Here is a 19,983-nt window from a genome sequence, read left to right as displayed (position 1 = left end):
GACGCCGGAAATGCGTAAATCCAGCTGTTTGCAGGCAGTGGTGTGTGCAACGTCCATCGTGACTTCGCTGACCGCACAGGCAGCCAGCGAAGCCGAGGTGGAGGCCCTGAAGAAGGAGCTTCTGGAGCTTCGCCAGCGTTATCAGGAGCAACAGAACGCCCTATCGGTGCTCGAACAGCGGGTACGCCAGGTCGAGAGCCAGCCCGCCCAGGCTCAGGGTATCGTCAAACCCATTCAGGCACCTTACCAGGCCAAGGCCGCCGCCCAGCAACAGCAGGTGGCTGCCGCTCAGGGCGCCCCGCGCAACAGCTCCGGCAGTACCTACGGCGAGTCCCTCAAGGACAACTCGCAACCCGCGCAAAGCGTGGAGAACATCTACCAGGACGCCAGCGGCTTCTTCGGCAATGGGGCATTCAGCGTCGAGACCGGCCTGACCTACAGCCGCTACGATACCCGCCAGCTGTTCCTCAACGGCTTCTTGGCGCTCGACTCGATCTTCCTCGGCAACATCGGCGTTGACCAGATCGAGGCCGATATCTGGACCCTGGACCTCACCGCCCGCTACAACTGGCGCAATCGCTGGCAGTTCGACGTGAACGTGCCAGTGGTGTATCGCGAGTCCACCTACGAGTCGGCCGGCGCTGGCGGCAGCACCAACCAGATTTCCTCGGAATCGGTCACCGGCGACCCGCGCATCGGCGACGTCAACGTCGGCATCTCCTACAAGTTCATGGACGAGAGCGACAGCCGTCCGGACATGGTCGCCAGCTTCCGGGTCAAGGCGCCCACCGGCAAGGACCCGTATGGCATCAAGATCCACCAGGTGCCGGGCAACAATAACCTCAACGTCCCCGACGACCTGCCCACCGGCAACGGCGTCTGGTCGATCACCCCGGGCATCTCGATCGTCAAGACCGTCGACCCGGCGGTACTGTTCGGCAGCCTCTCCTATACCTACAACTTCGAAGAGTCATTCGACGACATCGACCCCTCCCAAGGCGTGAAGACCGGCGGCAAGGTCGACCTCGGCAACTGGTTCCAGATCGGCGCGGGCGTCGCCTTCGCGCTCAACGAGAAAATGAGCATGTCGTTCTCCTTCTCCGACCTGGTCAGCCAGAAGAGCAAGATCAAGCCCGACGGCGACAGCTGGCAGACCATCCAGGGCAGCGATGCCAACGCCGGCTACTTCAACTGGGGCCTGACCTACGCGGTCAGCCCGAAGCTGACCATCGTGCCGAACCTCTCCATCGGCATCACCCCGGACGCTCCCGACTTCACCTTCAGCGTAAAATTCCCCTACTACTTCTGACCGCAGAAACACGGAAGGCCCCTTTCGGGGCCTTCCTTTTTTAAAGCTCTAACCTTTCAGCGCAACTGATGCTTGTGCAACAAGCGATAGAAGGTTGGCCGCGAAATACCCAGCATCCGCGCCGCCACGCTGAGGTTATCGCCGTGCCGGGCCAGCGCATCGCACATGGCCTGTCGTTCGGCACCCAGCTTGTATTCCTCGAGCGTCACCAGCGGCAGATGGACCGAGCGTCCCTTCTCCCGCTCCAGCCCCAGATCACGAGCCTCGATCTGTCGCCCTTCGGCCAGCACCAGCCCGCGCCTTACCCGATTGGCCAGCTCGCGCACATTGCCGGGCCAGCCATGCTCGGCCATTGCGGCCAGCGCGTCGTCCGAGAAACGCCGCGGCCGGCGGCCGGTCTCGACGCTGTAAAGGTGAGCGAAGTGATTGGCGAGCAGCGCGAGGTCGCCGTTGCGCTCGCGCAGCGGCGACGTGGATACCTGGAGGACATTGAGCCGGTAGTACAGGTCTTCGCGAAACCGCCCGGCGCGGATGGCCTGCTCCAGGTCGACATGGGTCGCCGCCAGCACCCGCACATCGACATCGATGGGCTGGCTGCCGCCAACGCGCTCGATCTGCTTCTCCTGCAGCACACGCAACAGGTTGGCCTGCAGCTCCATCGGCAGATCGCCCACCTCGTCGAGGAACAGCGTGCCGCCATTGGCCTGTTCGAAGCGACCAATCTTGCGCTGATGCGCCCCGGTAAAGGAACCCTTCTCGTGGCCGAACAGCTCCGACTGGATCAGCGCTTCGGGCATTGCACCGCAGTTGATCGCCACGAAGGGGCGGATCGCCCTTCGCGACTGGCGGTGCAGCGTGCGCGCCACCAGCTCCTTGCCGGTGCCACTTTCGCCGCGAATCAGCACGGGGGACTCGGTGGGAGCGAACTTCGCCAGCAGTTTGCGCAGTTCGCGCACGTCCCGGCTTTCGCCCAACAGCTCATGTTCGCGCTCATCGCTGTGCACACTGCCGCGCCCGCGCAGGCGCGCCATGCCAAAGGCGCGGCCGAGGGTGACCTGCACCCGCGCCACATCAAACGGCAAGGTATGAAAATCGAAGAACCATTCGCTGACGAAATCGCCCACTTCGTTCAGGGGCAAAACGTCAGGGCTGAGCACGGCTATCCACTCCGTGCCACTGCGGCTGATGAGTTCCTTGACGGACTCCCGGCGTTCGAGATGCCGGGGTTGCAAACGCAGCAGGCCGACGTCACAGCCGCGATTGCTGGCGTTATCCAGCTCGCAACTGTCTACCTCCCACCCTGCTGCCCGTAGTCCGGGTAATAACCTGCGGCAGTCGTCGCATGGATCAACCACCAGCAGGCGACGAAGATTCGCGGCTGCCTCGAGCATGCTCCCTTCCTTGGCGCCATTATTTTGAAAAACTTTAAAAAACAGTTGGTTGGCGCTCCAGTTTGTAAAGCTAGCAATATCTTGACGCCGCACATCGACCGTTTTCCTATAAGGTCAATGCCGAATCGATCTCACCATCCCAGCCCTCGCCGCTTGACTTCCAGCCGACGGACGAACTCCTCCAGCACCAGCTTGTAGAGATCGTCGCCCAGGTACACATCCTCCACGCCGCAGTCGATGTTCGGGTTGTCGTTCACCTCGATCACCACCACCCGCTCCCCCGACTGTTTCAGGTCCACGCCGTAGAGCCCGTCGCCGATCAGGTTCGCGGTTTTCACCGCCAGTTCCACCACTTTGCGCGGTGCCTCGTGGACGGCCATGGTGCGGAAATCGCCGCTCACTTCCTGCGCGCCAGGGCTGTGGTCGTAGATCTGCCAGTGCCCCTTGGACATGAAGTACTGACAGGCGAATATCGGTTTCTGGTTCAAGACGCCGATCCGCCAGTCGTATTCGGTATAGAAGAACTCCTGGGCCAGCAGCAGTACCGAGCGCTCGAACAATTCGGCGCTGGCCTTGAGCAGCTCCTCCTGGTTGCTGACCTTGATCACCCCACGGGAGAAGCTGCCGTCGGGGATCTTCAGCACCAGCGGGAATCCCAGGCGCTCGCCGACCTTTTCCAGCTCCTGCGGGTTGTCCTTGTAGAGGATTTCGGTGGCCGGCATGCCCAGCTTGTGGCTGCGCAGCAGGTCGGCCAGATAGACCTTGTTGGTGCAGCGCAGGATCGATACTGGGTCGTCCATCACCACCATGCCCTCGCTCTCGGCCTTCTTGGCGAAGCGATAGGTATGGTCGCTGACGCTGGTGGTCTCGCGGATCAGCAGCGCGTCGTATTCGGCCAGGCGCGAGTAGTCCTTCTTCTCGATCAGTTCGACGTCGATGCCCAGGGTCTTTCCGACGCGGATGAAATTCTTCAGCGCCTTGCGATCGGACGGCGGGAAGGCCTCCTCCGGATCGTGCAGGATCGCCAGGTCATAGCGGTACTGCTTGCGCGAGCGCGGCTTGCGCCATATCTGCCGGCTGAAGCCATCCAGGGCATTGGCGAATTGCTCCTCCTGGTCCTCGCGCAGCTTGTGGATGTTCCCCGGTTTCACGCCTTCGATATGCCAGCCCCGGTTCTTGCGGAACTCCACCAGCAGCATCGGGCACGGCAGCGCCTCGAACAGCTGGCGCGCCAGGTCCTGCAGCGGCTCGATGTCGGTGCGGCCGAAGTACAGCGTCAGGGTGAAACCGTCGGTGCTGCCGTAGGGATGATCGGCCAGCGCCTTGTCGAGGGTTTTCTCCAGGTCCTCCAGGGCCAGGCTGTAGAGCGACTTCTTCGCCAGCTCGCTGATGCTGCGCACCGACGGAATCACCTTGTGCCCGCGCGCCTCGGCCAGCAGCGAGCAGTAATAGCCATGGCCCAGGTACTTGTAGTTGCGGCACAGGTTGATCACCTGCACACGCTTGCCGTTGTCGTCGTCGATGGGCATCTCCAGGTATTCCTGGGCGCTGACCACATCTTCACTGGGATAGTAGGAGGCCCAGTCTTCCTTGCGCTCCACGATGATGAACAGCTTGCTCACGACACCTCCGAAGTTGCCCCGCGCTTGCCGCGCCGATAGGCCAGGACAATACTGGTTGCTGCTTCGACCGCACTGAACCGCGCCCGTTCGCAGCCAGCACCGACACGGTGCGCCCCGCAGATTAACGAATGCTTACCCTATGAAACTCCAGTTCCGCGCCGCCTCCGCCGACGACCTGCACGCCCTGGTCGAGATGGAAAACCGCTGTTTCGAACACGACCGTCTGTCCCGCCGCAACTTCCAGTGGATGATCACCCGCGCCCACGCCAGCCTCACCGTCGCCGAATCCGACGGCGTTCTGCTCGGCTACGCGCTGGTGCTGTTCCACCAGGGCACGTCACTGGCGCGCCTGTACTCCATTGCCGTGGACGAGCGTGCGCGCGGTATCGGCCTGGGCCAGAAGCTGCTGGACCGCGCCGAGGCCGCGGCGCTGGAGAACGACTGCGCCTACCTGCGCCTGGAAGTACGGCCGGACAACCGCGGCGCCATCGCTCTCTATGAGCGTAACGGCTACCGTCCGTTTGCCACGGTGCGCGACTACTACGAAGACCACAGCGAAGCGCTGCGCTTCGAAAAGCGTATCCGCCAGATCAACGAACGCACGCACCGTCACGTGCCTTACTACCGGCAAACCACCGAGTTCACCTGCGGCCCCTCGGCGCTGCTGATGGCCATGGGCGCGCTGGAACCCCAGCGCCGTCTGGAGCGCAGCGAGGAACTGCGCCTGTGGCGCGAGGCGACCACCATCTACATGACCGCCGGCCACGGCGGCTGCAGCCCGCAGGGCCTGGCGCTGGCGGCGCACCGACGGGGATTCCGGGTGCAATTGCAGCTATCAGAAGATGGCCCGTTGTTCCTCGATGGCGTGCGCAGCGAGGAAAAGCGCGAGGTGATGCGCCTGGTCCACGAGGACTTTGCCGCCGAACTGGCTCGCAGCGACGTGGAGCAACTGCTGCTCAACCAGTTGGATATCGACAGCGCGCTGGAGGCAGGCGGTCAGCCGATGGTGCTGATCAGCAGCTACCGTCTGACCCGCTCCAAGGCGCCGCACTGGGTGACGGTCACCGACTGCGACGAGGACTTCGTCTACCTGCACGACCCCGACGTCGACCACAGCCAGCACCGCGAGCCGCTGGACTGCCAGCACATCCCGGTGAGCCACGCGGAGTTCGAGCAGATGAGCCGCTTCGGCCGCAGCAAGCTGCGCGCGGCGGTGATCCTCTACCAGCGCTGACGCTAGCCGGCGATGGCTTCGCCACCGACCCGCAGCACGCCGGTATCGATCGCCAGGTGCACCAGTTCAGCGTGGGACACCACCTGCAGCTTCTGCTTGAGCAGGGTGACGTGGTTCGACACCGTCTTGGCGCTGATGCACAGGTGTTCCGCCACCTGCCGCACCGGCAGGCCGCGGGCGAGCATCACGAAGATCTCGAACTCGCGCTGGGTCATGCCCTGCAGGCGCGGATCCTGGCCATCGGCGCCCGCGGGCTGGCGCGCCAGCTGGGTGGCCAGCGGCTGCTCGATGTACGCATGCCCCGCCAATATTCGCCTGACCGCCTCCACCAGCACCGCCGGCGAGGCGCCCTTGGTGATATAGCCCGCCGCGCCGGCGTCCAGCGCCTGGCGTACCAGCGGCAGCTCGTCGTGCATGCTGAAGAACAGCACGCGCAGTTGTGGCAGGCGCTGGCGCAACCGCCGGGTGACTTCCAGGCCACTGATGCCGGGCAGGCCGATATCCAGGATCACCAGGCTCGGCACGCTGCGCTGCACCGCCTCCAGGGCGGACTCGCCATCGATGGCCTCGCTCACCTCGACCTCGGGGATCAGCCCGCGCAGCAGTGCGGCGACGCCGTCGCGGACCACGAAATGATCGTCCACCAGCAGGATCTTCACGCCCTCTCTCCTTCCATCACACCGGTTGCCAACGGCATCCACAAGCGCAGGGCCAGGCCGCCACCCGGTCGACGGCGCAGGTGCAGTTCGCCGCCCAGGCAACGGGCCCGCTCGTGCATGGAACGCATGCCGATGCCTGTTCGTGGCCGCCCGTTGCAGCCTCGCCCATCATCACGCACCCACAGGTAGAGCCGCCCGCAATGGCGTCGCAGGATCACCCGAACCCTCCGCGCGTCGGCATGTCGCGCCACGTTGGTCAGCGCCTCCTGTAGCAGGCGGTACAGGTGCGCCTTCGCCACTGTCGGCAGCGCCGGCAGTGGCTCCAGGTGCAGGCTGCACCTCACCCCCTGGCTGGCCTGCCATTGCCCGACGTGCAGCCGCAGCGCCTCTTCCAGGCTGACCCGCTCCAGCACCACCGGGTAAAGGTCGCGCACCAGCGCACGAAAACTCTCGTTTAGGCCCTGGCAATGCTGCTCCAGACGGTCGAGGGTGACGCATCCGATACCGTCCTGGCCTTCCAGGCTGCGCAGCAGGAATACCTGCGCGCGGATGCCGGCGAGGTACTGGCCGATGTCATCGTGCAGCGCCTGGGCCAACTGCTGGCGCTCACGCTCCTGCACCGCGAGCAGCGCGCGGGTCAGCTCGGCATTTTCCACGCAGGCACGTTCCAGCTCGCCGACCATGCCGTTGAAGCCACTGGCCAGGCGCTGCGCCTCGGGCAGGGCATGGTCTGGCAGGCGTACCTGGAACTGGCCACGGGAGACATTCTCCAGGGCACCATGCAGTTGCTCCACCACCCGCAAGCCCCCCTGCACGGCCCAGCGGATCGCCAGCAGACTGGCCAGCAGCGATACGCCGAACAGCACCAGCAGTTGCACCAGCGAATCGCGCACCTCGTCGATCTCGTCGCGCGGGTCCAGGCTCAATTGCACGCGTCGGCCATCGGCCAGCGTGAGCAGGGTCGGCGCCGGCAGGTCGGGATACAGGCGGGTCACCAGCCAGTCATCCAGGCCGGTGTGCGGTGCGGGCGCCCCCGAGTCCAGCCAGTGCACGCGCACATGGCGCAGGCCGGCGGTGAGGTCGGGGTCCAGGCTGGCCGGGTCGCGCTGCGCTGCCTCACGCAGGTACTCGATCACGCCCCGCGCGGCATCCATCTCACGGCGCACATCGTCGTTGCCCTGATGCACCAGCACCGCCAGGCAAACCCCCGCGAGCAGCGCGAAGAACAACCCGACCAGCAGGTTGATCCGCCACAGCGCGGACATCTAGTGCGCGCCGCGACAGGTCGTGATGCAGCCCACCGGCGCCACGGGCGCACGCAGCTCCGCCGCCGGCAGGTAACCGTTGCGCGTGTAGAGGAAATCGAAACCGAACAGGCTGAGCATCAGCAGGATCGGCAGGACGAGAGTGACGGCGATACGCATGGCGACGCTCCTCTTCTGGTTCTTGTAGCGCCATCCTAGGTCGCGGGCGCGGCGCGCAACCTACTACCTTGGTACTGCCCCACCGGTACTTTCTGCATATTTGCCGCGCCGTGGGCGATTCCTATGCTGGCCGCACAACAACAAGCCGGCCCACCCAGGGAGTCGCCCATGCGTCAGTTCGCCCTTCATGGCGTCGCCTATCTGCTCGCGGTTGCCTGCGCCGCTGCCTTCAGCCTCGGGGCTCGTGCCGAGGAAGCTCCTGGGCTGGAAATCCGCATCGGCTACCTGGGCTACACGCCCGATCCGGGCCCACTGCTGTCCAACGTCATCCCCGAACCCACCGACGCTGGCCTGCGCGGCGCCGAATTGGCGATCACCGACAGCAACAGCACCGGGCGCTTCCTCAAGCACCGCTACAGCCTGGAAGCCGCCAGTTCCGATACCCCGGAAAAGCTGCTGGCCGAAGCCGGGCGCCTGCACGCCGCTGGACTGCGCCTGTTCGTGGTCAACGCCCCGGCAGACACGCTGCGCCAACTGGCCGCCGCGCTTCCGGACAGCCTGCTGTTCAACGCCGGCGCTGCCGATGACGAACTGCGCGCCAGCCAGTGCGCGGCAAACGTGCTGCATACGCTGCCCAGCCGGCTGATGCTGACCGACGCCCTCACCCAGTTCCTGGTGCTGCGCAAGTGGACGCGCTGGCTGCTGATCGTCGGCCAGCGCCCGGAAGACGCCCTGTACGCCAACGCCCTGCGCCGCTCGGCCAAGCGCTTCGGCGCGAAGATAGTCGAAGAAAAACCCTTCACCTTCGATAACGATCAGCGCCGCAGCGCCCAGGCCGACATGGCGCTGTTCACCCAGTCCGGCGAGGACTACGACGCCGTGCTGGTAGCCGACGAGCACGGCGACTTCGGCGAGTACGTGCCCTACAACACCTGGCTGCCGCGGCCCGTCGCCGGCACCCAGGGGCTGGTCGCCACCGGCTGGCACAAGACGGTGGAAACCTACGGCGCCGCGCAGCTGCAGAAGCGCTTCGAGGAACGCGCCGGGCGCTGGATGAACGACCGCGACTTTGCCGCCTGGATCGCCGTGCGCAGCATCGCCAGCGCCGTTACCCGCCTGCGCGACGCCGACCCCATGGCGATCCGCACGCTGTCGCTCTCCCCCGACCTGCCGCTGGACGGCTTCAAGGGCTACAAGCTCGGCTTCCGCCCGTGGGATGGCCAGCTGCGCCAGCCGATCCCGCTGGTACAGCCACGCGCGCTGGTCAGCACCTCCCCGCAGGAAGGCTTCCTGCACCCCGCCAGCGAACTCGACAGCCTCGGCCTGGACGCACCGGAAAGCCAGTGCCACCTCGCCGACACACAGCCATAAGAAGAACGTCCCATGAGGAACCTGCCCATGCCCCGCCTGCTTGCCCTCTCCTGCCTGAGCCTCGCGCTCGGCCTGGTACCCACGGCCTTTGCCGCCACCGCCTACGTGTCCAACGAGAAGGACAACAACCTCAGCGTCATCGACCTGGATACCCTGGCCGTCACCGGCACCATCGACACCGGCAAGCGCCCGCGCGGCCTGGCGCTGTCCCACGACAACAAGCTGCTGTACGTCTGCGCCAGCGATTCGGACACCGTGCAGGTGATCGACCTGGCCACCCGCAAGATCATCAAGCAACTGCCCTCGGGTGCCGACCCCGAGCAATTCGCCCTGCACCCCAACGACCGCTGGCTGTATGTCTCCAACGAGGACGATGCGCTGGTCACGGTGGTCGATACCCAGACCGCCCAGGTGCTCGGGCAGATCGACGTCGGCGTCGAGCCAGAAGGCATGGCGGTGAGCCCGGATGGCAAGTGGGCGGTGAACACCAGCGAGACCACCAACATGCTGCACTGGATCGACACCGCGACCCAGAAGCTGGTGGACAGCACCCTGGTGGACCAGCGCCCGCGCCACGCCGAGTTCACCCACGACGGCTCGCAGGTCTGGGTCTCGGCGGAGATCGGCGGCACCGTCAGCGTGGTCGACACCGCCAGCCGCCAGATCCTCAAGACCCTGCGCTTCGCCATCCAGGGCGTGCACCCGGACAAGGTGCAGCCGGTGGGCGTGCAACTGACCCGCGATGGCAAATACGCCTTCGTCGCCCTCGGCCCGGCCAACCATGTAGCGGTAGTGGATGCGAAGACGTTCGAGGTGCTCGACTACCTGCTGGTGGGCCGCCGCGTCTGGCACCTGGCGTTCACCCCGGACGAGAAGACCCTGCTGGCCACCAATGGCGTCAGCGGCGATGTCTCGGTGATCGATGTCGCCTCGCGCAAGGTCACCAAGTCGATCAAGGTGGGCCGCTATCCGTGGGGCGTGGTGGTGACGCCATGAATGCGCTGACGGTCCGCGACCTCGGCTTCTCCTACGGCCCGCGCCGCGCCCTCGACGGCCTGGAGTTCGAGCTCCCCGCCGGGCGCTTCACCGCCCTGCTGGGGCCCAACGGTGCCGGCAAGTCCACCCTGGTTGCCCTGCTCACCCGGCTCTACGACCTGCAGCAGGGCGAGATCGACGTGCTCGGCTACAGCCTGCGCCAGCAGCCGCGCCTGGCCCTGCGCCAGCTCGGCGTGGTGTTCCAGCAGAGCACCCTGGACCTGGACCTGAGCGTGGAGCAGAACCTGCGCTACCACGCCGCCCTGCATGGCCTGCCGCGCAGCGTGGCGCACGAACGGATCGACGCCGAACTGGCCCGCCAGCACTTGCAGGAGCGCCGTCGCGACAAGGTCCGCGCGCTCAATGGCGGCCATCGCCGCCGCGTGGAGATCGCCCGCGCGCTGCTGCATCGGCCACGCCTGCTGCTGCTCGACGAGGCCAGCGTCGGGCTCGACCCGGCGGCGCGCCAGGCGCTCAACAACCATGTGCGCCGGCTGTGCCGCGAGGATGGCCTGGCGGTGCTCTGGACCACCCACCTGCTGGATGAGGTGCGCGACGAGGATGCGCTGCTGGTGCTCGATCGCGGCCGCCTGGTCGCCCGTGGCGAGGCGCGGGACATCTGCGCGGCGGACGCCGGCAACCTGGAGCGCACCTTTCACCGCCTGACCCGCCTGGAGGCCTGCGCATGAGTACCCTGGAGAGCCCGCGGCTCGGTCCTGCCGCCTACTGGCAATGCCTGTGCGGCATCGTCAGGCGCGAATGGCTGCGCTTCGTCCTGCAACGCTCGCGTTTCCTCAGCGCGCTGGTGCGGCCGCTGCTCTGGCTGCTGGTGTTCGCCGCCGGCTTCCGCGCCGCGCTGGGCATTTCGATCATCGAGCCGTACGACACCTACGTCACCTACGAGACCTACATCGTGCCGGGGCTGTGCTGCATGATCCTGCTGTTCAACGGCATGCAGGGCTCGCTGTCGATGGTCTACGACCGGGAGATGGGCAGCATGCGCGTGCTGCTGACCAGCCCGCTACCGCGTGCCTTCCTGCTCGCCAGCAAGCTGTTGGCCACCGCGCTGGTGTCGCTGTTGCAGGTCTACGCCTTCCTGCTCATCGCCTGGCTGTATGGCGTGCAGCCGCCGCCGATGGGGCTGGTTGCCGCGCTACCGGCATTGCTGCTGGCCGCCCTGCTGCTGGGCGCGCTGGGGTTGCTGCTGTCCAACGGCATCCGCCAGCTGGAGAACTTTGCCGGGGTGATGAATTTCGTCATCTTCCCTCTGTTCTTCCTCTCCTCCGCGCTCTACCCGTTGTGGAAGATGCGCGAGGCCAGCCAGTGGTTGTACTGGCTGTGCGCGCTGAACCCGTTCAGCCACGCCGTGGAACTGCTGCGCTTCGCCCTGTACGAGCGCTTCAATCCACTGGCCAGTGGCGTCTGCCTGGGCCTGACGCTGCTCTTCGCCGGCCTTGCCGTGCTGACCTTCAACCCGCAGCACGCCGCCCTGCGCAAGGGGTGAAATCTCCTACTTTGGTACTGGTTTGCCCCTCCGGACGTCGAATTTCCAAAGCGGCAGCGCCGGCATCTAATGGCCACTACAAGAAGAACTCATCAGAGATACCGCCATGCCTCGCCTTGCCACTGCCCTGTACGGCCACGTGAGCGGCTGCCTCGCCGCGTGCCTGCTCAGCCTGACGCTTCCGGCCGCGCAGGCCGACGACACGCCGCTGTTCTCCGCAGACGGCTATCGCCAGGCCCAGTACCGCAGCCCGACGCCGCCTTCCGCCGACCACGCCGTCACCCTCGACACCCCCGCCCTGCAGGCGCTGCTCAAGCGCGAGCCGAAGGCCCGGCTGGTGGACGTTTACCGCCGCACCTTCTTGAACGGCCAGTTCGTCGAAAATGAAAAGCACCGCAACCTGCCCGGCAGCCTGTGGCTGGCCAACGTCGGCACCGGCATCCTGGAACCGCAGTGGCAGGCCTACTTCGAACACAATCTCGCCCAACTCACCGAGGGCGATGCCAAGCGGCCGCTGGTGTTCTACTGCCGCTCCGACTGCTGGATGAGCTGGAACGCCATCCGCCGCGCGCATGCGCTGGGCTATGCCAGCCTCTACTGGTACCGTGACGGTATCGACGCCTGGGAGCAGGCGGGACTGCCCTTGCAGGACGCCCAGCCGCAACCCCTGAAGTAACTTGCAATCACCGCCCATAACGACAACAACGAGGTGCAGGCCATGTACAAGATCCTGATCGCCGACGATCACCCGCTGTTCCGCGAGGCGATCCACAACGTCATCGCCGACGGCTTCCCCGGCAGCGAAGTGATGGAGACCGCCGACCTCGACAGCGCCCTGGGCCTGACCCAGGAACACGACGATCTCGACCTGATCCTGCTCGACCTGAACATGCCCGGCATGCATGGCCTGAATGGCCTGATGAGCCTGCGCAACGAGGCGCCGACCATTCCCGTGGTGATCGTCTCCGCCGAGCAGGACAAACAGGTCGTCCTGCAGGCCATCACCTACGGCGCCGTAGGCTTCATCACCAAGTCCTCACCGCGCGTGCAGATGACCGAGGCCATCGAACAGATCCTCAACGGCAACGTCTACCTGCCGTCGGACATCATCCGCACCCAGAAGTCCTCGCCACGCCGCAGCGGCCAGGAAGACCACAGCATCCCGCCAGAACTGCTGCAGGCACTGACCCGCAAGCAACTGCTGGTGCTGGAGCGGATGACCAAGGGCGAGTCGAACAAGCAGATCGCCTACAACCTGGAGATCGCCGAAACCACGGTGAAGGCCCACGTCTCCGCCATCCTGCGCAAGCTGAAGGTTCACAACCGCGTGCAGGCGATTCTCTGCGCGGGTGACATCGACTTCGCCGCCTACCTGCGTCGCTGAAACTTTCATCAGCGTGCCGCTGAGACCGCTACCGGGAACCACTCGATGCCCTCCACCCGCACCCTGAGCCTCACCGGCCTGGCGATGCTTGCCTTCGCCGGCAACTCCATCCTCTGCCGCCTGGCGCTCAAGGCCGCCAGCATCGACGCGGTGAGCTTCACCGGCATCCGCATCCTCTCCGGCGCGCTGATGCTTGCCGTGCTGCTCAGACTGCGCCGCCGCGCCGCCAGCGAAGGGGGCAACTGGCGCGCAGCAGCGGCGCTGTTCGTCTACGCCGCGGCCTTCTCCTACGCCTACGTGCAGCTGGATGCGGGTACCGGCGCCCTGCTGCTGTTCGGCGCGGTGCAGGTGACCATGATCCTGGTCGGCCTGCTGCGCGGCGAACGCCTGCACGGCCAGGCGCTGCTCGGCTTCCTGCTGGCTCTCGGCGGGCTGCTCGCCCAGCTGCTGCCCAGCGCCAGCGCGCCGCCGTTGGCCGGCGCGCTGCTGATGCTGCTGTCGGGTGTGGCCTGGGGGCTGTATTCGTTGCTGGGGCGCCAGGGCAGCGATCCGCTGGCGATCACCACCGGCAATTTCGCGCGCGCCATTGCCTTTGCGGCCTTGCTGGCGGCTTGCTTCCACGCCGATCTGCGGGTGGATGCGATGGGTGTCGTCTATGCCGTGCTGTCCGGCGCGGTGGCGTCGGGCATCGGCTACGCGATCTGGTACAGCGCACTACCGGGTCTGTCGGCGATCCAGGGCGCTTCGGTGCAGTTGAGCGTACCCATTCTCGCCGCCCTTTCCGGCGCCGTGCTGCTCGGCGAGGCGATCAGCCTGCGCCTGGCGTTGGTGTCGCTGGCGGTACTGGGCGGGATTGCGCTGATCCTGCTGGCCAAGGTGCGCGCTCCGGCCGCCCAGCGGGCCTGATTCAATCTGTTTTTTGCAGGAGCGAGCTTGCTCGCGAACGATGTTTCCGCGTTGAGCGGTTCGCGAGCAAGCTCGCTCCTACAATTCGTGGGCCTGGAAAGGTCCGTGCAAGCTATTACCCTCTCCCAGAGGATGGGGGCGTATGGTGCAGGATGTAACCACAATTTCAGCCGGTACGAACTGCCCCCTCTCCCCTTGGGAGAGGGCTGGGGTGAGGGCCGGCCCGAGCGCCGAAACTACCCGCACACCAGCGCTCAAATCAGTGGGCGCTATCGATCAGATGGCACAGCGCGGTCTTCAGCTTCATCGGCCGCACCGGCTTGTGCATCAGCGTGTGCCCCAGCTCGCGGATTTGCTGCTTCAACTCGTTGCTGTAGTTGGCGGTGATCATCAGCGCCGGTAGCGGCGTGCCGCGTCGGGCGTTGATCGAGGCGACGGCATCGACGCCGTTCAGCCCCTCGTCCAGGTGGTAATCGACGATCAACAGGTCCGACTCGGCATGGAAATTATCGACCTGCCGCGCCAGGTCCTCCTCCGACAGCGCGGTCACCACCTGGCAACCCCAGGTTTCCAGCAGCGTGCGCATGCCGGCGCAGATCGCGGCATCGTTATCCAGCACCCAGACGCGCGACCCGCGCAGGCGCTCCACCAGGTCGTCGGCGGTACGCTCCGGTTCCGGTTCGGTGCGCGCCACGCGGCGAGCCAAGGGGACTTCGATGGAAAAACGCGACCCCTTGCCCAGCGCCGACTCCACCTGGATACGATGGCCCAGCATGCGTGCGATCTTCTCGACGATCGCCAGCCCCAGCCCCAGCCCGCGGTCCTGGTGAAAGCGCTGCACGTCACCGCGTTTGAACTCCTGGAATATCTCGCCGAGCTTGTCCGCGGCGATGCCCACGCCGGTGTCCCAGACCTCGATCCACAGGCTGTGCCGGCGCCGCCGGCAGCCCAGCAGCACGCGCCCCGAAGGCGTGTAGCGGATGGCGTTGGTCAGCAGGTTGCGCAGGATCCGCGCCAGCAGTTGGATATCGCTGCGCACCTGGGCGCCGCACGGCACGAAATCCAGCACCAGGCCTTCGCTGGCGGCGACCTGGCGGTACTCGGCTGCGAGGTTGCCGAGCAGTTCGCTGACGTCGAACGAGGCGATGTCCGGCTTGATCACCCCGGCATCCAGCTTGGAGATGTCCACCAGAGTACCGAGCAGGGTTTCAACATCCTCCAGCGACTGGCTGATGTTGCGTACCAGCACCTCACCGCTGCGCTCCTGCAGCGCGCTGGTGAACAGCCGCGCGGCGTTCAGCGGCTGCAACAGGTCATGGCTGACGGCGGCGAGGAACTTGGTCTTCGACAGGTTGGCCTGCTCCGCCTCGCGCTTGGCCTCGCGCAGCCGGCCCTCGACCTGGCTGCGTTCGTCGATCTCGCGCTTGAGCTGGTCGTTGAGGCTGGTCAGCTCGGCGGTGCGCTCACGCACCCGCTGCTCCAGGTTCTGGTAGGCCTGGTGCAGCGCCTCGGCGGTGCGGCGGCGCTCGGTGATGTCGCGGATCAGCACGAACAACCCGCTCACCGTGCCGTCGGCCTGTCGGTTGGGCACGTAGGAGCGCTGCATGTAGCGCTCCTGCCCGGCCAGGTTGGTCTCGGCAATCTCGAAGGTGACGCTTTCACCCGACAGCGCGCGCTCGAAGTACGGCTCCAGCCGCTGGCAGTGTTCGGCGCTGTGCACCTCGCGCAGGTTGCGCCCGAGCATCGAGCCGCTGGGCCAGCGGTACCACTCCTCGTAGACCTTGTTGGTGAAGTCGTAGTCGAGGTCGGCGGTGAGGTAGGCGATCAGCGCCGGTACCTGGTCGGTGATCAGGCGAATCCAGCGCTCGCTCTCACGCAGCGCTTCAGCGTGACGATAGCGCTCGGTGATGTCGGTGAAGGTGTTGACGAAGCCACCGGTAGGCAGCGCGTGGGTGCGAATCTCGAGCATGCGGCCGTCGAACAGTCTCTGCTCGATCACCCCTTCCGCCTCCCCCTTGCGCGGCCGGCTGCGTGGAGTCAGCAGCGGCAGCTCGCTGTCGGCCATGACCTCGGCAAAGGGTCGGTGTGCCCCGATCGGCGCCAGCCCACAAAGTTCCAGGAAGCGCCGGTTCCACAGTTCCAGCGCGCCATCGGCGCCGACCATGGCCACACCCTGGGACAGGTTATCCACGGCGCGCTGCAGCAGATGCGACTTCTGCGCCACCGCCTGTTCGCGGCGGGCCATCTCATTCTGCTTGATCTCGGTGATGTCGCTGTAGAGCACGACCAGGCCACCGTCGCGGGTCGGCCGCTCGGTGACGCGCACCCAGCGGTCGTTGCGCAGGCGATAGAGGGTGTGTTCGTCGTCGCTGCTGCGCTGTTCCTCGACGATCAACCCGCTGCTCTGTGCCAGACGGCGCACTTCGGCAAGCCGCGTCCCTGCACCGACACGGGCGCGGGTCTGCGCCCAGAACGCCCGGAAACGCTCGTTGTAGAGGACGATGCGCTGCTGCGGGTCGAACAGCACGAAGGCGTCGGAGATGCTCTCGATGGCGTCGAGCAGGTGCTGGTGCGCGGTCTCGGCGCGCAGGCGGGCATCGCTGAGCAACTGGTTGCTGGACTTCAGCTCGACCATCGCCTCGCTCAGCGCGTCGGTGCGCTCGCGCACCTGCTCGGCCAGTACCACCGAATGCTGGAAGGCGCCGTACGCGTTGTCGCCGCGCGACGTGGCCGACTCGACACGCTCGATCAGCGCTGCATTGATCCGCTGCAGCTTGTGGTTGTCGCGCTCCAGCTCGTCGATCCGCGCGTGCAGCTCAGCCTCCGGCGTTGCCCCGAGGACGGCCAATGGCGACACCGGTGAAGGTCTGGTTGATATGCATGCCATTGAATTGTTCCCCGTAGGTGTTGAAGCCGATCACCTGCTGGCTGCGGAGGAACTCGGCGGTGGGCTCGGTATCGCCGGCCACCTCCAGCTCCAGCCTCCGCAGGAAGCAGTCGCAGCCGATCGTCAGCAGTGGCGGGCCGAGGCGCTCGTGCAGGCGCTGGAACTGCGCCTGGAGCCCCGGCAGCAGCGGGCCGGTGCTCATGGCGGTGAGGACGATGCCGTTCTCCACTGCGCAGTAGAAGGTCAGGCTGAGGTCATCGTTGATCTGCTGGATCGAACGCACGTAGTACTGGTCGCGCACCCGCACCGCCAGCGGGTGCGCCGGGAACAGCGAGAAGTCCAGTTGCTCCAGCGGCACCCCGACCAGGCGGGCGAATTCCAGCGCTGCCGGTTCCGCGTTGAGCTCCAGCACGCGGCGGCTGTCGCTGTCGGCGCGGGTGACCACCAGCTTCTCCTCGCTCGGCAGCACGTGGTGGGTGGTGAACACCTCGAAGTCGAGCCAGGTGTTGAACAGCACCACCACCGCCGCGCCCGTGTGGAACTGGCCCTGGTAGAAGACGTGGGTGTGGGTCAGGTGATTATCGTCACCGGCCGAGCCGCCGAAATGCGGGATGGCACCGAGCGCAGCACTGAGCGCGGCGAGCACCACTTCCTCACGGCTGGAGAGACCGTCGAGCAGGGTCAGGGCGAAACTGTGGTCCTTGATCGGCGCCAGCCCGGCGCTGCGACAGTCCGCCACCAGCGACTCGACCATCTGCTGCGCGTCGATCAGGCTGAAGCGCTCCATCTCGTCCACCAGCGCAAAGGAGATGGCGAAGCTGCGCAGGTCGAAGCCCACGGCGGTGACGCAGCCACGCCCATAGCCCTGCGGGGTGATCTCGCCGGCGGTGGTGCAGCCGGCCAGGTCGATACCGCCGAAGTACTGCTCCAGCGCGGCGGCCAGCGCTGGCAGGTCGTATTCGGCGGAACAGAAGAACAGCACGAAGCCGAGGTTTGGATGGATCAGCTGGCGCGCCAGGTCCTGGGCGACCGCCTCGACGTCGCGGGCATCGGACATGCCGCGAACGACTCCTTGTGTTTCGTGCATGGCGTACGCCCAGTCAGGATATCGACGCTGGCATTCTACGAAGCGGCCGGGGCGCGCCCCATGCTACTTGTGTCGCGGCGGGTCTATCCGAAAGTAGCGGGGTCGGCTGTAGGAGCGAACTCCGTCCGCGATGCTTTTGAGATCGGTGTTTGTGCGCCGCTTCGGCGTGCTCGCGGACATTTTGTTTCGCCCCCTCGGGCGAGTTCCTTTTGTCAAACGTCGGCTAGCCGCCCTCACAAAAGGAACCAAAAGGTCTTGCCCCTGCATCCGGTTTTTCGCTTGGGGCGAAAAATACCCTCGTTGAATCGCAGTTTCAGGGGCACGCCGCGAAGGGGCACTCCAGAGCATGCGGGTATTCCACTGAAGACCTCACAGTCCAGAGCCAGAGCCATTCCGTAGGGCGCATGACCCGGAACGGGGTATCCGCCGATTGTCACAACGGAATGGCTGCATCAGGCAGCCGGCCAGAACAGCAACGTCAGTACCAGCATCCCGGCGTAGAACCCCGTCTCCACCGTCTCCGTCCACGGCTGAATCCTGCGCAGCGCGCCGTAGATGTGCACCACCACCATGAATCCCGCCACCGCCGCCAGCACCTCGAAAGTGGTCAGCAGCGCCTCGCCGGTCAGCGCCGCGCGCAGCATCAAGGCTTCAACGATGAGGATGAACGCCCCCAGGCAGCGCCCGAAATACACCGCAAGATCGGTGTGTTCCGGCAACTGCCACTGCATCACCCGCGCCCACAGCAGCGGCACCAGGAAGATGGGCAAGGCGAACACCAGGGTGGTGGCGATGGACAGAACCAGCAGGTAAGTCTGCGCGTGCGCGCTCCACGATCCGATCATGACGAGCCTTCCTTGAAGTGAAGAAAAAAGGCGGGCGACACGCTGTGCCGACCCGCCGAAATGCAGCCAAAGGAGTTGGGGGATTACCAGTTGAGGACGGCGCCCACCGCGAAGGTGTCGGTGTCCTCGCTGACGGTGGAGCCCTTGCGGCCGTCGATTTCGTAGACGTTGTACTCGGCTACCAGCTTCAGGTTGTCGTTGATGGTGCGGAAGTAGGCGATGCCCTTGGTGGAGTAGTCCGCCGCGCTGCCCAGGCCGTTGCCGTCGTCGCGGGTCTCGCCGGTGGACAGCGCTACACGGTTCTTGCCCCAGCTGTAGGAGCCCTGCAGCAGCACGCCGCGGCTGTCCACTTCGCGCAGCGCGGCTTCGCCGGCGTTGTTGGTGAAGAACGGGTTGATGCCCTTGGCGGTGAAGCCCGAGCCGGTCAGCGAGAGGCCGCCCATCTTCGCCTGGATGCCGTAGCCCAGGCCCTTGGAGGTCACGCTGTCGACTTCGTCGTTGGTGTTCTTCGAGGTCTGGTAGGCGCCGTTGACCCAGCTGTAGATCTGCGCGCCGCCGACATCGAACTGGTAACTGATCTCGCTCTCGTAGCGCGGGTTGTCCTGGTAGGCCTTGTCGTCGAGGCCGTCGCTGGCGTCCTTGTCGATCTGGTTGGTGTCGATCGGGTCCATGATGCCGACGGCGACGCGTAGACCATCCACCAGGTTGTTGTTGCGGTAGGTGATCTGCGAGGTCGGGAACGGGTACGGGTAGCCGGTGCCGATGTTGCCGAAGGACACGCCCTTGCCATCCACCAGGCCGAGGGTGTCGCTGGCGTTGCCGAAGCCGGCGAGCAGTTCGTCGAGGAAGATGTTGGAGCGCGAGAACAGGCCGAAGTCCTTGCCGATCAGCACCTCGCCCCAGTCGCCGGCGACATTGCCGTAGAACTGCCGGACGTCGATGGCGGTGTCGGTGCCGTCCTGCTCGCTGTCGTTGATGGTCACCCAGAACGACGAGCGCCCGGTGAGGGTCAGGCCGTCGATCTTCTTGCCGAAGTTGAAGCCGATGTAGTTGGGCAGGAAGCCCATCTTCACCCGCGACTGGCGGCGGTCGTAGGTGTCGCCGTTGCGGTCGACGTCGCTGTTCACATAGAAGGCGTTGAAGTAGCCGTCGGTGGAAAAGGTGGTGTCATCCTTGTCGTACAGCAGGATGTCGGCGCGAGCCCCGCTCGACGCTGAAGACAGGGCCAGGGTGGCCAGTGCCAGCGGCAGAAGCTGGCGGCGGACGGCGATGTTGTTCTTGTTCATGGCGCTCTCCGGGTGAATGGAACGACTGCGGTTTCAGTC

The 19,983-nt window shown here is 65.8% G+C and carries 18 protein-coding genes; 9 read left to right on the top strand and 9 right to left on the bottom strand.

Annotated elements, in window-relative coordinates; genetic code table 11:
• Positions 1-10 precede the first annotated feature (10 nt).
• The gene (locus A9513_RS18695; RefSeq protein ID WP_024764465.1) at positions 11-1,309 is read left to right on the top strand and encodes a transporter; all 1,299 of its coding nucleotides are present in this window, start codon (positions 11-13) and stop codon (positions 1,307-1,309) included.
• A 56-nt stretch (positions 1,310-1,365) separates the two neighbouring features.
• On the opposite strand, the gene A9513_RS18690 is transcribed toward A9513_RS18695, so the two are convergent.
• Together A9513_RS18690 and A9513_RS18685 are read right to left on the bottom strand one after the other, a co-directional pair.
• Entirely contained in the window at positions 1,366-2,700 is a 1,335-nt protein-coding gene (locus tag A9513_RS18690; protein WP_024764464.1) for a sigma-54 dependent transcriptional regulator, read from the bottom strand.
• A gap of 131 nt (positions 2,701-2,831) precedes the next feature.
• Complete coding sequence (locus A9513_RS18685) at positions 2,832-4,322, bottom strand: RimK family protein (RefSeq protein WP_024764463.1); 1,491 nt, start codon at positions 4,320-4,322, stop codon at positions 2,832-2,834.
• 139 nt (positions 4,323-4,461) lie between these two features.
• On the opposite strand from A9513_RS18685, the gene A9513_RS18680 reads away from it, so the two are divergent.
• Positions 4,462-5,556, top strand: coding sequence for a GNAT family N-acetyltransferase/peptidase C39 family protein (locus A9513_RS18680; protein WP_065085242.1), 1,095 nt, complete (start codon positions 4,462-4,464; stop codon positions 5,554-5,556).
• 2 nt (positions 5,557-5,558) lie between these two features.
• On the opposite strand, the gene A9513_RS18675 is transcribed toward A9513_RS18680, so the two are convergent.
• From A9513_RS18675 to A9513_RS36150, 3 genes are read right to left on the bottom strand one after another with little or no spacing between them, the layout of a single operon-like run.
• Positions 5,559-6,215: a response regulator transcription factor gene (locus A9513_RS18675; protein ID WP_024764461.1), complete on the bottom strand. Its 657-nt coding sequence runs from the start codon at positions 6,213-6,215 to the stop codon at positions 5,559-5,561.
• Positions 6,212-7,480, bottom strand: a complete 1,269-nt coding sequence (locus A9513_RS18670) for a sensor histidine kinase (protein ID WP_065085241.1) — start codon at positions 7,478-7,480, stop codon at positions 6,212-6,214. The genes A9513_RS18675 and A9513_RS18670 overlap by 4 nt, the downstream gene beginning before the upstream one ends.
• On the bottom strand, positions 7,481-7,639 hold the full coding sequence (locus A9513_RS36150) for a hypothetical protein (protein ID WP_164488258.1): 159 nt from the start codon (positions 7,637-7,639) through the stop codon (positions 7,481-7,483).
• Between the two features lie 168 nt (positions 7,640-7,807).
• Here A9513_RS36150 and A9513_RS18665 point away from each other — a divergent pair, with 168 nt between their 5' ends.
• The 7 genes from A9513_RS18665 (at position 7,808) to A9513_RS18635 (ending at position 13,839) form a co-directional block, all read left to right on the top strand.
• Positions 7,808-9,010, top strand: a complete 1,203-nt coding sequence (locus A9513_RS18665) for an ABC transporter substrate-binding protein (protein WP_065085240.1) — start codon at positions 7,808-7,810, stop codon at positions 9,008-9,010.
• A 27-nt stretch (positions 9,011-9,037) separates the two neighbouring features.
• Entirely contained in the window at positions 9,038-10,006 is a 969-nt protein-coding gene (locus tag A9513_RS18660; RefSeq protein WP_024764458.1) for a YVTN family beta-propeller repeat protein, read from the top strand.
• Complete coding sequence (locus tag A9513_RS18655) at positions 10,003-10,734, top strand: ABC transporter ATP-binding protein (RefSeq protein ID WP_024764457.1); 732 nt, start codon at positions 10,003-10,005, stop codon at positions 10,732-10,734. The genes A9513_RS18660 and A9513_RS18655 overlap by 4 nt, the downstream gene beginning before the upstream one ends.
• The gene (locus A9513_RS18650; RefSeq protein WP_024764456.1) at positions 10,731-11,549 is read left to right on the top strand and encodes an ABC transporter permease; all 819 of its coding nucleotides are present in this window, start codon (positions 10,731-10,733) and stop codon (positions 11,547-11,549) included. The genes A9513_RS18655 and A9513_RS18650 overlap by 4 nt, the downstream gene beginning before the upstream one ends.
• A 106-nt stretch (positions 11,550-11,655) precedes the next feature.
• Positions 11,656-12,225, top strand: coding sequence for a PQQ-dependent catabolism-associated CXXCW motif protein (locus A9513_RS18645; RefSeq protein ID WP_083196166.1), 570 nt, complete (start codon positions 11,656-11,658; stop codon positions 12,223-12,225).
• Between the two features lie 42 nt (positions 12,226-12,267).
• Positions 12,268-12,933: a response regulator AgmR gene (gene agmR / locus A9513_RS18640; protein ID WP_024764454.1), complete on the top strand. Its 666-nt coding sequence runs from the start codon at positions 12,268-12,270 to the stop codon at positions 12,931-12,933.
• A gap of 45 nt (positions 12,934-12,978) precedes the next feature.
• Positions 12,979-13,839, top strand: coding sequence for a DMT family transporter (locus tag A9513_RS18635; RefSeq protein ID WP_024764453.1), 861 nt, complete (start codon positions 12,979-12,981; stop codon positions 13,837-13,839).
• A gap of 259 nt (positions 13,840-14,098) precedes the next feature.
• Here the strand turns inward: A9513_RS18635 and nahK are convergent, their stop codons facing one another.
• From nahK to A9513_RS18615, 4 genes are all read right to left on the bottom strand, one after another.
• Positions 14,099-16,726, bottom strand: a complete 2,628-nt coding sequence (nahK, locus tag A9513_RS18630; RefSeq protein WP_081754004.1) for a hybrid sensor histidine kinase/response regulator NahK/ErcS' — start codon at positions 16,724-16,726, stop codon at positions 14,099-14,101.
• Positions 16,656-17,813, bottom strand: a complete 1,158-nt coding sequence (gene nosP, locus A9513_RS18625; protein WP_065085239.1) for a nitric oxide-sensing protein NosP — start codon at positions 17,811-17,813, stop codon at positions 16,656-16,658. The genes nahK and nosP overlap by 71 nt, the downstream gene beginning before the upstream one ends.
• A gap of 452 nt (positions 17,814-18,265) precedes the next feature.
• A complete protein-coding gene (locus A9513_RS18620; protein ID WP_024764450.1) occupies positions 18,266-18,658 on the bottom strand; it encodes a hypothetical protein in 393 nt (130 codons plus the stop codon).
• Positions 18,659-18,741: 83 nt separating this feature from the next.
• Positions 18,742-19,944, bottom strand: a complete 1,203-nt coding sequence (locus A9513_RS18615) for a porin (RefSeq protein WP_024764449.1) — start codon at positions 19,942-19,944, stop codon at positions 18,742-18,744.
• Between the last annotated feature and the right edge of the window lie 39 nt (positions 19,945-19,983).

Source organism: Pseudomonas sp. AU12215 (assembly GCF_001675465.2).
GTDB lineage: Bacteria > Pseudomonadota > Gammaproteobacteria > Pseudomonadales > Pseudomonadaceae > Pseudomonas > Pseudomonas nitroreducens.
The sequence above is the reverse complement of the archived record's forward strand: the minus strand, read 5'-3'. Positions and strand labels throughout refer to the sequence as shown.